The following is a 13,034-nucleotide window of genomic DNA, read 5'->3' as shown; positions in this document are numbered from 1 at the left end:
ACGGGGACGCGGGGGCGCCCGGATGCATTCCCGTGTAACTGTTGCGTTCCGCGGCCTGTTCCCCGCGGGGGTTGACTCCGTCCGAAGGGGGATGCCGAACGTCGGTGGTCCCCCCTACCGTGGAGGGATGCCGAACCTCACGCGCGCGCAGTGGCGCAGCGACGTCGTCCTCGCGGCGGTGCTGTTCGTCGGGGGGCTCCTGAGCGCGGTGCTCTCCGCGGTTGCGGGGATCTACGGCGACCAGCAGGCCGAGTTCATCCTCGCGGTCGTGTACGTCACGGTGCTGGCCGTGCCGCTGGCCTTCCGGCGCCGGTGGCCGTCGATCGTGGCCGTGATCGTCTCGGTGGCGTACTTCGTCGCGGTCACGTTGCGCGTCCCCGAGATCTACGCGGGCAACATTGCGATGTTCATCGCCCTGTACACGGTCGGAGCCTGGTCGACGAACCGGCACCGCGCCACGATCGTGCGGGTGGCCATCATCCTCGGCATGTTCGCGTGGCTGTTCGTCGTGATGTTCCAGGACGCCACGATGCCGGTCGACCAGGTGCCGGAGGGCTTCCCGTCGCGCACCGGAGCCTTCTCGCCCTTCGTCGCGGCGCAGTTGCTGACGCTGGGGATCAACGCCCTGTTCTTCGGCGGCGCGTACTTCTTCGGCGAGCGCTCGCACCAGCAGCGTCTGCAGCGCGTCGCGCTCGAGGAACGTACGGCCGAGCTCGAGGCGGAGCGCGAGATCACGGCGGCCCAGGCGGTCGCGCTCGACCGCGTGCGGATCGCGCGCGAGCTGCACGACGTCGTCGCGCACCACGTCTCGCTCATGGGCGTGCAGGCGGGTGTCGCCCGTTCCGTGCTCGAGCGCGACCCCGACACCTCGCGGCGGGTGCTCAGCGGCATCGAGGAATCCGCGCGCACGTCGCTGAAAGAGCTTCGGCAGCTGCTCGAGACCCTCCGGACCCCGGATGCCACCCACGGCGAGGAGCCGAGCACCGACACCGCTCCGACGACGCACGGTCTGGCATCCCTCCCCTCCCTCGTCGCGGAGGCCTCGGCCGCGGGGCTTCCGACGACGTTCGCCGTGATCGGTGAGCCGGCGGTCGAGCCGCCGCCGCTGGTGCAGGTCAACCTGTTCCGGATCGCGCAGGAGGCGCTGACCAACGCCCGTCGGCACGCGGGACCGGATGCCACGGCCGACGTGCGCGTCCGGTTCGACGACACGTCGGTCGAGCTCGAGGTGACCAACACCGGCCGGCGCGGGACGGCGACCCCGGGGCTCGGGCAGCTCGGGATGCGGGAGCGCGCGGCGGTGTCGGGCGGCAGCATCGAGATGGGGCCGCGCTCCCGCGGCGGGTACCTCGTGCGGGTGCGCGTGCCGCTGGTCGAGAGCGAGGTGGTACATGCCTGACGTGCGCGTGCTGCTCGTCGACGACCACGCGATGATGCGGGCGGGGTTCCGTACGATCCTGTCGCTCGAGGACGACATCGAGGTGGTCGGCGAAGCGAGCACGGGGGTCGAGGCGATCGCCGCGGCCGCGCGCCTGCGGCCCGACGTGATCTGCATGGACGTGCAGATGCCCGACATGGACGGTCTCGAGGCCACGCGACGCATCATCGCCGACCCCGAATCCGACGCGGCGGTGCTCATCGTGACGACGTTCGACCGCGACGACTACCTCTTCGACGCGCTCGGGGCGGGCGCGAGCGGGTTCCTCCTGAAGAACGCCGGACCGGAAGAGCTCGTGGGCGCGGTGCGGGTGATCGGCGCGGGCGATGCGCTCCTCGCGCCGGAGGTCACCCGTCGCGTCATCTCACGGTTCGCCGGGCGCGGCGGCGACGTCGCGCCGCCTTCGCCCGCGGTGGAGCCGCTCGTCCTCGCGGAGCCCCTCACCGACCGCGAGGCCGAGGTGCTGAAGCTCGTCGCCGAAGCCTTGAGCAACGCCGAGATCGCCGCGCGGCTCTTCATCGGCGAGGCCACGGTCAAGACCCACGTGTCGAACGTGCTGCAGAAGCTCGGCGCCCGCGACCGCGTCCAGGCCGTCGTGCTCGCGCATCGGCACGGCCTGACCTGACGTCCACGCGGCCCCGGTGCCGGTACCGCCGGCCGCCGCCCGAGGACACAACGCAGGAAATCTGCGCAGCGCCGGCCGCGGCTGTGCGGAATCCCGCGGCTTCGCAGACATATCTCCTTCGTTGTGTCCGCGTGGCCGCCGAGCTCCCCCGCGCGGTGGAGTCCCAGAACCCTCCCCCGGACGGATGCCACGCCCCACCCTCATCCGTAGCGTGAATGCCATCACCAGAAAGGGGTGGACCGTGCTCGAACTGGACGGCATCACCAAGAGCTACGGCGGTCGCCGCGTGCTCGACGACGTGAGTTTCACCGTGGCTCCGGGGCGACTGACGGGCTTCGTCGGCGGCAACGGCGCGGGGAAGACCACGACCATGCGCATCGCGCTCGGCGTCCTCGGCAAGGACGCGGGCACGGTCGCGCTCGACGGCACGCCCCTCACGGCGGCCGATCGGCGACGCTTCGGCTACATGCCCGAGGAGCGCGGCCTGTATCCGAAGATGAAGGTCGTCGAACACATCGCGTACCTCGCGCGACTGCACGGTTTCGGCAAGGCCGAGGCCACCGCGAAGGCGACCGCGCTGCTTCGGCGGCTCGGCCTCGGTGAGCGCCTGAACGACCTGGTCGAGACGCTCTCGCTCGGCAACCAGCAGCGCGCGCAGATCGCCGCGTCGCTCGTGCACGAGCCCGACGTGCTGATCCTCGACGAGCCGTTCTCGGGCCTCGACCCGCTCGCGGTCGACGTGGTCGCCGGCGTGCTGCAGGAGAAGGCGGCGACGGGCACCGCGGTGCTGTTCTCCTCCCACCAGCTCGACGTCGTCGAGCGGCTGTGCGACGACCTGGTGATCATCGCCGCCGGCACGATCCGCGCGGCCGGCAGCCGTGAGGACCTCCGCGCGCAGCACGCGACGCACCGATACGAACTGCTCTCGGGCGGCGACGCGGGCTGGCTGCGCGATCAGCCCGGCATCACGGTGGTCGACTTCGACGGCGGGTACGCCGTGTTCGACGCCGCCGACGACACCGCGGCCCAGGCCGTGCTGCGCGCGGCGGTGGCGCGGGGGGACGTGGCGAGCTTCGCGCCGCAGCGGCCCACCCTCGCCGACATCTTCAAGGAGGTCATCCAGTGAGCACCGCAACGACGCCGCGCCCCGCCCCGAGCGAGCTGCAGAGCGTGTGGCTCGTGGCCGAGCGCGAGATCGGCTCGAAGCTGCGCAGCAAGGTCTTCGTGATCTCGACGGCGATCCTCGTCGTCGCGGCTCTCGCGTCGGTCCTGTGGGGCGGTTTCGCCGCCCGCGACGCCGGGGGCAGTGGCATCCCGGTCGCCGTCACGAACCAGACGCAAACTGCACTGTCGGGGCTCGAGGGTGTCGATGCGACGGTCGCCGACTCGGATGACGCAGCCCGCGCGCTCGTCGAGGACGGGACCGTGGATGCCGCCCTGGTGTCGGGATCGTCGAACCCCGCGTTCGACTACACCGTCGTGGTGAAGGACAGGGTCCCAGCCGCGCTCCTGCAGCTCCTCAGCGAGACCCCGGAGGTCGAGACGATCGAGCCCGGTGCGGGTGCGGCCGACGCGCTCCGCTACTTCATCGCGCTCGGGTTCGGCATCGTCTTCCTCATCGCCGCGAGTACGTTCGGCGGGACGATCGCGCAGAGCGTCGTCGAGGAGAAGCAGACGCGGGTCGTGGAAATCCTCATCTCCGCGATCCCGGTCCGTGCGCTGCTGGCGGGCAAGGTGCTCGGCAACACGGTCCTCGCGATGGCCCAGATCGTGCTGCTGGCGGCGGTCGCGGTGATCGGCCTCGCGGTCACGGATCAGGTCGGGGTGCTGGGCGCCCTGGGCGCACCGATCGCCTGGTTCGCGATCTTCTTCCTGTTCGGATTCGTGCTGCTCGCGTCGCTGTTCGCCGCCGCGGCCGCGATGGTCTCGCGTCAGGAGGACATCGGCGCCACCACCACGCCGATCACCATGCTGATCATGGCGCCGTACTTCCTCGTGATCTTCTTCAACGACAACCCCGTCGTGCTGACGATCATGTCGTACGTGCCGTTCTCGGCGCCCGTCGGGATGCCGCTGCGCCTCTACCTCGGCGACGCCCAGTGGTGGGAGCCCGTGCTCTCGCTGCTGATCCTGATCGCCTCGTGCGTCGGAGCGATCGCCGTCGCCGCCCGCATCTACCAGAACTCCCTGCTGCGCATGGGGGCCCGCGTCAAGCTGGCAGAAGCGCTGCGGGGCTGACCGGCTCGGGCCCGGTCACCGGCGGGATGGATGCCATGGCTTCTGGCATCCATCCCGCTTCTCATTCCTCGAGGACCGCGAGGACGTTGCCGGCCGGGTCGCGGAACCACGCGATCAGCGGGCCGCCCTCACGCATGATGCCGCGCGAATCGGTGGGGAAGTCGGCGTCGTCGTAGATCTTCGTCTCGACGCCGCGCGAGCGGAGGTCGTCGACGGCCGCCTCGACGTCGGAGACGGGGAAGTTCAGCACCGTAAAGGACGCCGGGACGTGGTGCGGCTTGCCGTACACGAGGACGATCCCTCCGGATGCCAGATGGAGACGGAGGAACCCGGATCCCTCGAGCACCTCCACGCGCAGGCCGAGCGTGTCGGCGTAGAAACGGTGGGCGGCGTCGAGGTCGTCGACGGCGAATCCGGAGAACGCCCCTTCGGAGTGGAACATGGTCGTGCCCTTTCTCTAGTTCTGCCTGATGTAGGCCGTGACGCTCTCGGACAGTCGGACGGGCGTGCCCGCGACGGCGTCGTCGGCCGGGTCGCCGATGGCGACCGTGAGCTTCTCGTCCACCCCGAACACCGCGGCCCCCGGGTGGCCGCCGCTCGCGCACCCCGCCGACCACGGCCGGTTCTCGGTGGAGGTGAAGACCGCGATGCATTCGCCGTCGCCGTCGTCGGGGACGGCGAGGTAGATGCGGAAGTCGCGGATCGTCGCGATGTAACGGATGCTCGCCGGGTCGATGCCGCTGTCGGACAGGATGTCGCCCGAGATCACGTCCTCGGCGGTCTGGGCGAACGCGAGTTCGGGCAGCGCCGGTGCGGAGGCGTCGGCCGGGGCGGGCTGGGTGGCCGCGGCGAAGCCGATCGCGGCCCCGAGGCCGACCAGGGCGACCGCGGCGAGCGCGGTGAGGATGCCACGGGTGACGGGACGGGACGTTCGCGGGGTGGCATCCACCGGCTCGTCGGGCGTGGGCGGCGCGGTCGGCGCGGGCGCGGGTGGCGTCGGCGGCGCGGTCGCGTCCGGTGCCGGGTCCGCGCGGATCTGATCCTCGAGCGTGCTGAGCCGGGCGATCTCGTCGGCGGTGGGCGCGGTCCCGCGCCCGCCGTACACGCGCTCGCGCAGCTGCGCCAGCTCGACGTCCTCGTCGCTCATGCCTCGACTCTAGGTGCGCGGTGAGTGGGGCGGGGCTGTGGGCGCCGGGTCGGGCGGCGCCGGCTCAGCGATCTGCACAAGCTCAGTGGAATCCGGCCCGATCGGACTGAGGGTGCGCGGATCGCTGAGGTTGCGCGGCACGCGCGGGAGAGCCCGGCACCGACTCAGCGATCTGGCCCCGGCTCCTGCGCCCTGCAACAGCGCGCGGCGGGGATCTCGAATGACATACCGTCCGCCGGGGCCCGGCGGTGAGAGGGGAGTCGGATCAGACGGTCGCCGGAACCGCCCGACCCTTCTGGACGACGCCGTCGGAGACGACGAGGCGCACCCCGGGAGCACCCGCCCCGGTCGGAACGTGCGTCGAGGCGGTCACCGGGCCTGAGCCGAGGGTCACGAGGTGCGAGAGCACGGTCGCGCCGTCGTCGGCGAAGATCTCGAGGAGCGGTCCGTCGAGGATCGCGGTGAGGACGCCGGTGCGGCCATCGACAAGCGGGGCCACCCGGGTGCCCGCGAAGTCGGGATGCAGGGATCGGGCAACCGTTCCGCCCCTCGACACGGACAGGGTGCCGACGGTGGGGTCGTGGACGATCTCGACCGTGGCATCCCCCTCCCCCTCGAGGGTCAGTCGCAGGGCCCCGGTCACCGCCGGGTCCCACCGGACGTCCACGAGAACGTGCGGCTCGACCGTGACCGGAGCCTCGACCGCGTCCGCACGATCGTCGCGGAGGTCGACGGACGGTCGCTGCACGAGACGCAGCTCGCCCTCGACGTCACGGAGTCCGAGGGTGCGCGGGATCGACATCGCGCCCCGCCACGGCGACGTCGGGACGACGTGGGCGTAGCGCCAGTTGCTCATCCAGGCGAGCATGACCGCCGCTCCGTCAGGCGCATCGTGGAAGGTCACGCCCGCGTACAGGTCGCGACCGTGATCGAGGGGCACGAGGGCGTCGCGATCCGCGCGGAATGCACCGTCGATGAGGTCGCCGACCACGTAGTGCATCGCGGAACCGACGGGGTCGGGATCCTCCCCGACGGGATTCGTGCTCAGCAGCAGCACCCAACGCCGACTGCCGGGCCGCCCTTCCACGGGGAGGTGAACGAGGTCGGGGCACTCCCACACCACGCCGTCCACACCGATCGGGCCGAAGGATCCGGACTCCCGCCACGAGAGCAGGTCGTCGGAGGCGTAGAACACCACGCGCCGCTCGACCGCTTCGACGGTCAGCATCAGCCAACCGCCGTGCGGGAGCCGCACCACCTTGGGGTCGCGGAAGTCGGAACTCCCCCGGTCGATCACCGGGTTGGCGGCATCCGGGATCCAGGTCTCGCCGCCGTCGACGCTCGTCGCACGGGACTGCGCCTGGATGCCATAACCGTAGGCACTCGTGTAGAACGCCGTGAGCGTTCCGTCGGCGTCGATGACGGTCGAACCCGAGTAGATCTGCTCGCCCGGTCGGTGCGGGAGCGCGACGCGATGCTCCTCCCACTGCAGGAGGTCGCGGCTGGACGCGTGGCCCCAGCTCATGTTCCCCCAGTCGTTCCCCTCGGGGTTGTACTGGAAGAACGCGTGCCAGCGACCGTCGACGAAGACCAGACCGTTGGGGTCGTTCATCCAATTGCGGACGGGGGCGAGGTGGAACCGCGGCCGGGGAAGGTTCACAGCGACTCCCGCGGAACGGAGGGGCAGGAGACCAGCTGGCGAGCGCCCACGGCCGGGGCATCGAGTCCGAGCAGCGTCCGCACGCCGGCCGCGCCGAGTTCATAGTGCGGCAGGGCGACGGTCGACAAGGGCGGTCGGAGATGCGCCGCGATGACGTCCTGGTTGTCGAAGCCCATGACCGCCATGTCGTCGGGGATGCGCAGGCCGCGTTCCCGGAGCCCGTCGTACAGACCCATCGCGACCCGGTCGTTGTGGCAGAAGACCCCGGTGGCGCCGGAGGCGAGCACGCCGTCGACCGCCGCGTATCCGCCCTCCTGGTCGGGGGCGGTTTCGAAGGCGAGCCCGGCGTCGAAGGCGATTCCGGCCTCCTCCAGCGCGGACCTGTAGCCGGCGAGCCGCCCGTCCCGGGCCGGCGAGGGCGTCGTGGTGTTGAGGAAAGCGATGCGGCGATGCCCGGCCGCGAGCAGTTCCTCGGTCGCCGTCCGACCGCCCTGCTCCTCGTCGGGGACCACCGCCGGGAACGAGTCGTCGCCGGCGAAGCAGTTCACCAGCACCGTCTCCGTGTGCTGCAGCGGCGGGGGGACCTCGATCTCGCGGTGATACCAGGTGGAGTACAGGATGCCGCGCACCTGGTGCTCCAGCATCATCGCGATCGCATCGTTCTCGGCGGCGGCATTGCCCTCGGTATTGGCGACGAGGAGGACGAAACCGTGGCGCCACGCCTCGTCCTGGGCGCCGTGGATGATCTGTCCGGCGAAGGGCGTGGTGGCGATGGCATCCGCCACCAGACCGATGAAGCGGGAACTGCCCTCCGACAGCGTCTTGGCGAGAGCGTTCGGACGGTAACCGAGCGCCGCGATCGCCTCGTGCACGCGACGCCGGGCATCCTCGCCGATGCGCGCGCCGGGCTTGTCGTTGACGACGTGCGACACGGTCGCGACCGAGACGCCGGCCGCCTTCGCGACATCGCGCATGGTGGTGGTCATGAGGGGATCCTCGTCTTCATCCCTTGGTGGCTCCGCTCTCCAGGCCGGCGATCATCGCCTTGTTCAGCACCAGGAAGACCAGCAGCAGTGGCGTCACCGTGACGCACACGGCGGCGAACGTCGCTGTCCAATCGGTGTTGCCCATCGCTCCGATGTAGTTTTGCAGGCCCAGCGGGATCGTCTTCAGTCCGTCGGAAAGCACGAAGGTGTTCGCGAAGACGAAGTCGTTCCAGATGAAGATGCTGTTGACCAGCACGACGGTGATGATGGTGTTCACCGACAGCGGCGCCGTGATCTGCAGGAAGATCCGGTACGGACCGGCACCGTCGAGCGAGGCCGCCTCGTACAACTCTCGCGGGATGTACTCGTAGAACGACGAGAAGAGGTAGACGCCCATCGGGAGCGAGAACGCCGCCAGCGGCAGGATCATCGACAGGTGGGTGTCGAGCAACCCCACCTGCGAGTAGTCGATGAAGAGCGGGACGAGCGCGATCTGCACCGGCACGATGATCCCGAGCAGGAACAGCGCACGGACGAGCCCGCTGAAGCGGAACCCGAGCACCTGCAGGGCGTAGGCGGCCATCATCCCCGCCACGACGATGAGCGCGCTGGCACCGAGGGTGACGATGAAGCTGTTGCCGATGTTCAGCGCAAGGTTGCCGGTGTCGAACGCGCGGGCGTAGTTGTCGAGCGTCCACTCCCGCGGCAGGGCGAAGGGGTCGCCGCCGGCGAAGTCCGAGGCCGTGCGGAAGCTGGTGAGGAAGAGCCACAGCAGCGGGTACACCTGCACGACGACGATCAGGATCACGGTGACCGTGAGAAGCGTGCGCTGGACCCGCAGGCGCGGCGAGTGGTGCACCGGCCGGGGTTCGATCTCGGGATTCCGGGGAGCGGATGCCGCGGGCGCGGGGACGAGAGTCGCGGTCATCACGCGTCCTTTCGACGGAGGAGCAGGAAGATGAGCCCGACCGCGACGAGGCATTCCACCACGATGAAGACGGAGAGGGCGCTGGCATAGCCGTAGTCGGTGTGCACGAAGGCGGTCTTGTACATGTACGTCGTCAGGAGCTCGGATGCCTGCCCCGGACCGCCGTTGGTCAGGAGGTACGGGATGTCGAATCCGCGCAGCGCGAAGGTGGTCGCCATCACCGTCGTGGTGATCCAGACGGGACGGATGTAGGGGAACCGGATGCGCCAGAACGTCTGCCACCACGAGGCGCCGTCCAGGCGGGCGGCCTCCTCGAGCTCCTTCGGCACGGCGATCAGCGCGGCGTAGATGATGAGCATGTAGAGGCCTGTGAAGCGCCACCCCTCGGGAATGGACACGGCGGCCAGCACGGTCTGGAGGTTCGACAACCACGCGGTCTGCAGCCCGTCGAGGCCGACGAAGGCGAGCAGCTGGTTGATCAGGCCCACCGGTTCGAGCGAGTAGATCCGGAGGAACAGGAACGCGATGGCCACCGTGGAGATCACGGCGGGCAGCAGGTACAGCGTCTTGACGAGCTCACGTGCGCGCGGCAGCGCGGTGAGGAGACCCGCGACGGCCAGGGCTCCACCGAGCTGGAGGACGAGGCAGATGGCAAGGTAGCCGAGCGCGTTGCCGAACGCGGTCCAGAAGACGTCGTCGCGGGTGAACATCTTCACGTAGTTGTCCAGGCCCACGAAGGTCAGACGGGTGATGCCGTCCCACGAGAAGAGGCTCAGCACGAGCGACTGCACGATCGGGAGCAGAACGGCGGCCCCGTACAGGAGCAGCGGAGGCACGAGGAAGACGGCGACGGCCAGCCCGGACCGGCGGGGAAGCATCGAGGTGCTCATGGGCCGACGGGTGGGCCGGCCGGCCCCGGTCACCCGGGGCCGGCCGGACGTCAGGACGTCAGCCACCGACGTTCTCCTTCAAGGCGGCATCCATCGTCGCCACGAACTCGTCGGGCGTGATGTCGCCCTGAACCAGCAGGGTCAGCTCCTGCTGGAGACGCGTGTTCGTGGCAGGGTCCAGCTGCGTGTCCCACGGCATCGCGATCTTGGTGCCCACGTCGCTGGATTGGGCGATCGCCCGGTCGTACAGAGGCGTCGCGTTGGACGGGATCGTGGTCTGGACATCGGTCGTCGGCGAGAGCGCGCCGGATGCGGCGACCTCGGCGGGGTAGCGCTCGAGCGCGAACTTCAGGAAGTCCCGGACCAGGGGGTCGTATGTCGCGGTGTTCACGGCCATCCCGATTCCCGACGGGGTGACGTATTCGTTGTCGGCCGTGGCCGCCCCGGGCAGCGTGGGGAGCGTGAAGTAGTCGACCTTGTCGCGGACGCCCGCGTCGAGCTTGTCCGTCGCCAGGTTTCCGAGTTCCCACGTGCCGATGTTGTACACGGCCGCCTTGCCCGACGTGAACTGCGCCTGCGCGTCGGCGTACCCGGTGGAGGAGAAGCCCTCCTGGAAGCAGCCGGCCTTGCCCAGCCCGGACAGCCACTCGGCCGCGGCGAGGCCGGGGGCGTCCGAGAACTTCGCTTCTCCGGTCTTGAGCTTCTGCACGTACTCCGGGCCGACCTGGCGGAACGGGTAGTACGCCATGTACCGCTCGAGCGGCCATCCGTCGGCCCCGTCCAGCGCGATCGGGGTGATGCCCTTCGCGCGGAGCGCCTGACACATCGGCGCGAAGTCGTCGAGCGTGGCCGGAACCGGGACTCCGGCCTGCGAGAGCAGATCACGGTTGTACCAGAAGAACTCGAGCTGGAATTCGAAGGGCACCATGTACAGCGAGCCGTCGTCGAAGCGCTGGTAGTTCAGGGCGGCTTCGCGGTAGGTGTCGGCGAGGCCGAGGTCCTTCAGCAGCGCGTCCACGTCGATCATCCGACCCTGCTGCGCGAGCTTCTGGGCGAACGGCGTGGCATCCGTGTCGAAGAGTTCGGGCAGTTTGTTGGCCGCCGCGAGCGTCTCGTACTTCTGGATGTAGCTGGGTCGGTCGGGCGTCGTGATGAGGTTGAGCGAGAAGCCCGGGTGGTCGGCGGCGTATTCGCCGGCGATCTTCTGCATCGCGGTGATGACGCCACCATCCGCGGGGCGCGAGAGAAGCCACGAGATCTCGCGGGGCTTCACCTCGCCCTCGGGGTGGACGTCGGTCGGGTCCGTGCCGCCGCCGGAAGCACCGCAGCCCGACAGGACGAGGGCAGCGGCAGCAGCGAGGGCGACCCAGGATGCCGTGCGCGTGAGGTTGACCATAGGAATCTCCGTTGATGTGTGGTTCGGGTGGTGGGAAGGAAAGGAGCGAATCAGGAGGACGCGACCAGGAGGTCGTCGTGCAGGGCGTCGGTCACGTCGGGGGTCCGCGCGGACACGTCGAGTTCGAGGACGGTGACGGTCCCCTCCCCGACGAAGGCGCCGATCGCTCCCTCGGTGCGGTCGTAGAGCCGCGTACTGAGGGTCACGGCACCGTCGACGGTGGCCACGCAGAGGTCGTCGACGACGACGACGTCGAGCCGATGCCGGCCGGGCTCCAGGAGAACGGGACGCTCGAGCTCGATGGCGAACGGGACGTCGCCCGAGATCTGCCACTGCTCACCGCCGGTGCGACGGCGCGGCCAGCGATCGAACACGAGGCGGTTGCGACGGGGTTCGAGGCGCAGCACGTAGGCCTCGTCACCGTCCGCGCTGGCCCGCAGCAAGAGCCCGCATTCGGTGGTGTCCGGGGCGATGTCGAACTCCGCCTGCACCCGGAAGGTGGCGGGCGCCGTCCCGGGGAGCACGAGGGCGGAATATCCGTCGGGTGCGGACAGAACGGTCGCGGATGCCAGTCCTCCGGCGCCCCGATCGAAAGTCTCGAGCAGCTCGCGCGGAGGGTGGAAACGCAGCGTGCCGTCGGAATTCTGCTCCGCCTCCAGGACGGAGAGGGTGCCGGCCCATTGCCAATCGCCGTCGTCGGTCGAGCCCTCTCGCGAGGAGATCCACCCGAAGAAGAAGCGGCGTCCGTCGCGCGCGGCCGATTTCGCCGCGTAATACGCCCGCCCGTCGAGGGTGTCGTTCTCCGGCACGTTCCAGGGGCCCTGCAGGCTGCGCGAGACGCGATAGCGCGTGGTGAAGGACTCGCTGAACTCGGAGTAGACCAGGTACCACCACCCGTTCCATTCGAAGACTTCCGGGCATTCGTGCGCGAGGTAACGCCGAGGGTCCCAGAACGGCTCGACGGGCTCCCACGACCGGAGGTCGTGCGAGACGCACTGCGCGATGACACCGCGGCGGCGCTCGGGGCCGTGCGCGTGCCGGGCGGTCACGAGCATGCGCCACAGCCCGGCTTCCTCGTCGCGGAACACGAAGGGGTCGCGCCAATCGGCCGTCTCGTAACCCGCCGTGGCGCCGAACGTGTCCTCCGGATGACGGTCCCAGGTACGCATGCCGTCCGTGCTCGTCGCATGCAGCACGAGCTGGAGAGGGAGTCCGTCGTTCCCGACGACGTCCGGGTTCTGTCCGGTGTAGAAGACGTGGTGGATGCCGTCGGCCACGACGACGCTTCCGGTGTAGACGTTGAAGTCGTCGGCATCCGGTCCTCCGGAGGCCAACGCCGGGCCGGTTTCGGTGAAGCCGACGAGGTCGTCGGTGACGACCCGGTGCCACGGCATGCCGATCTTGGGCGTGCGCCGCGACTCGTGGAGGTAGAAGAGGTGGAACCGGCCGTCCTCCTGCCACGGGATGACGTCACCGACCCAGGCTCCGGACGGTCGGAAGAACCCTCTTTGGTCCATGCGGATGACTCCTCGACGAGACGCTGTCTCCGATGAACCCAGGGTGGTTAATCGGTTACGCAGACCATAGCAAGGGACGCCGCGTATGGTCAACCGGTTAATCATGCCTTTTCGATGCGGCCGATCCGGGCTTCACCGACGGGGTCCGCGACGGCACCTCAGCGATGTGCACAGACTCAGTCGCGTCCGGCCCGATCGGACTGAGGCTG

12 protein-coding genes are annotated in these 13,034 nt (G+C 69.7%); 4 read left to right on the top strand and 8 right to left on the bottom strand.

Features of this window, described 5'->3' with window-relative positions; translation table 11 throughout:
• Positions 1–127: 127 nt before the first annotated feature.
• From RKD05_RS07595 to RKD05_RS07580, 4 genes are all read left to right on the top strand, one after another.
• Entirely contained in the window at positions 128–1,399 is a 1,272-nt protein-coding gene (locus RKD05_RS07595) for a sensor histidine kinase (RefSeq protein ID WP_424709128.1), read from the top strand.
• Entirely contained in the window at positions 1,392–2,063 is a 672-nt protein-coding gene (locus RKD05_RS07590; RefSeq protein ID WP_424709126.1) for a response regulator, read from the top strand. Before RKD05_RS07595 ends, RKD05_RS07590 begins: the two co-directional genes overlap by 8 nt.
• 241 nt (positions 2,064–2,304) lie before the next feature.
• Positions 2,305–3,189 (top strand): ABC transporter ATP-binding protein, encoded by an 885-nt coding sequence (locus tag RKD05_RS07585; protein WP_424709124.1) that lies wholly within the window; start codon positions 2,305–2,307, stop codon positions 3,187–3,189.
• Complete coding sequence (locus tag RKD05_RS07580; RefSeq protein ID WP_424709123.1) at positions 3,186–4,301, top strand: ABC transporter permease; 1,116 nt, start codon at positions 3,186–3,188, stop codon at positions 4,299–4,301. The genes RKD05_RS07585 and RKD05_RS07580 overlap by 4 nt, the downstream gene beginning before the upstream one ends.
• 61 nt (positions 4,302–4,362) lie before the next feature.
• On the opposite strand, the gene RKD05_RS07575 is transcribed toward RKD05_RS07580, so the two are convergent.
• The 8 genes from RKD05_RS07575 to RKD05_RS07540 all read right to left on the bottom strand — a co-directional run bounded on the left by RKD05_RS07575 (position 4,363) and on the right by RKD05_RS07540 (position 12,825).
• Entirely contained in the window at positions 4,363–4,743 is a 381-nt protein-coding gene (locus tag RKD05_RS07575; RefSeq protein ID WP_022879517.1) for a VOC family protein, read from the bottom strand.
• A gap of 15 nt (positions 4,744–4,758) precedes the next feature.
• The gene (locus tag RKD05_RS07570; RefSeq protein ID WP_424709122.1) at positions 4,759–5,448 is read right to left on the bottom strand and encodes a hypothetical protein; all 690 of its coding nucleotides are present in this window, start codon (positions 5,446–5,448) and stop codon (positions 4,759–4,761) included.
• Positions 5,449–5,713: 265 nt separating this feature from the next.
• Entirely contained in the window at positions 5,714–7,108 is a 1,395-nt protein-coding gene (locus RKD05_RS07565) for a glycoside hydrolase family 32 protein (protein ID WP_424709120.1), read from the bottom strand.
• Complete coding sequence (locus tag RKD05_RS07560; RefSeq protein ID WP_022879520.1) at positions 7,105–8,094, bottom strand: LacI family DNA-binding transcriptional regulator; 990 nt, start codon at positions 8,092–8,094, stop codon at positions 7,105–7,107. Before RKD05_RS07560 ends, RKD05_RS07565 begins: the two co-directional genes overlap by 4 nt.
• A gap of 16 nt (positions 8,095–8,110) precedes the next feature.
• Positions 8,111–9,022 (bottom strand): carbohydrate ABC transporter permease, encoded by a 912-nt coding sequence (locus tag RKD05_RS07555; protein ID WP_424709119.1) that lies wholly within the window; start codon positions 9,020–9,022, stop codon positions 8,111–8,113.
• A complete protein-coding gene (locus tag RKD05_RS07550) occupies positions 9,022–9,900 on the bottom strand; it encodes a carbohydrate ABC transporter permease (RefSeq protein ID WP_026095925.1) in 879 nt (292 codons plus the stop codon). Before RKD05_RS07550 ends, RKD05_RS07555 begins: the two co-directional genes overlap by 1 nt.
• Positions 9,901–9,970: 70 nt before the next feature.
• Entirely contained in the window at positions 9,971–11,308 is a 1,338-nt protein-coding gene (locus RKD05_RS07545) for an ABC transporter substrate-binding protein (RefSeq protein ID WP_424709117.1), read from the bottom strand.
• A 50-nt stretch (positions 11,309–11,358) separates the two neighbouring features.
• On the bottom strand, positions 11,359–12,825 hold the full coding sequence (locus RKD05_RS07540; RefSeq protein ID WP_424709115.1) for a family 43 glycosylhydrolase: 1,467 nt from the start codon (positions 12,823–12,825) through the stop codon (positions 11,359–11,361).
• Positions 12,826–13,034: the final 209 nt, after the last annotated feature.

The organism is Microbacterium sp. SLBN-111 (assembly GCF_049739645.1).
GTDB lineage: Bacteria > Actinomycetota > Actinomycetes > Actinomycetales > Microbacteriaceae > Microbacterium.
Note: the sequence above shows the minus strand (reverse complement) of the source record. Positions and strands in the feature narration are given on the sequence as shown.

Coding starts and splice junctions, on each gene's coding strand:
- RKD05_RS07550 (WP_026095925.1), bottom strand. CDS start 9,900: ATGCTTCCCCGCCGGTCCGGGCTGGCCGTCGCCGTCTTCCTCGTGCCT.
- RKD05_RS07590 (WP_424709126.1), top strand. CDS start 1,392: ATGCCTGACGTGCGCGTGCTGCTCGTCGACGACCACGCGATGATGCGG.
- RKD05_RS07570 (WP_424709122.1), bottom strand. CDS start 5,448: ATGAGCGACGAGGACGTCGAGCTGGCGCAGCTGCGCGAGCGCGTGTAC.
- RKD05_RS07595 (WP_424709128.1), top strand. CDS start 128: ATGCCGAACCTCACGCGCGCGCAGTGGCGCAGCGACGTCGTCCTCGCG.
- RKD05_RS07575 (WP_022879517.1), bottom strand. CDS start 4,743: ATGTTCCACTCCGAAGGGGCGTTCTCCGGATTCGCCGTCGACGACCTC.
- RKD05_RS07545 (WP_424709117.1), bottom strand. CDS start 11,308: ATGGTCAACCTCACGCGCACGGCATCCTGGGTCGCCCTCGCTGCTGCC.
- RKD05_RS07555 (WP_424709119.1), bottom strand. CDS start 9,022: ATGACCGCGACTCTCGTCCCCGCGCCCGCGGCATCCGCTCCCCGGAAT.
- RKD05_RS07560 (WP_022879520.1), bottom strand. CDS start 8,094: ATGACCACCACCATGCGCGATGTCGCGAAGGCGGCCGGCGTCTCGGTC.
- RKD05_RS07540 (WP_424709115.1), bottom strand. CDS start 12,825: ATGGACCAAAGAGGGTTCTTCCGACCGTCCGGAGCCTGGGTCGGTGAC.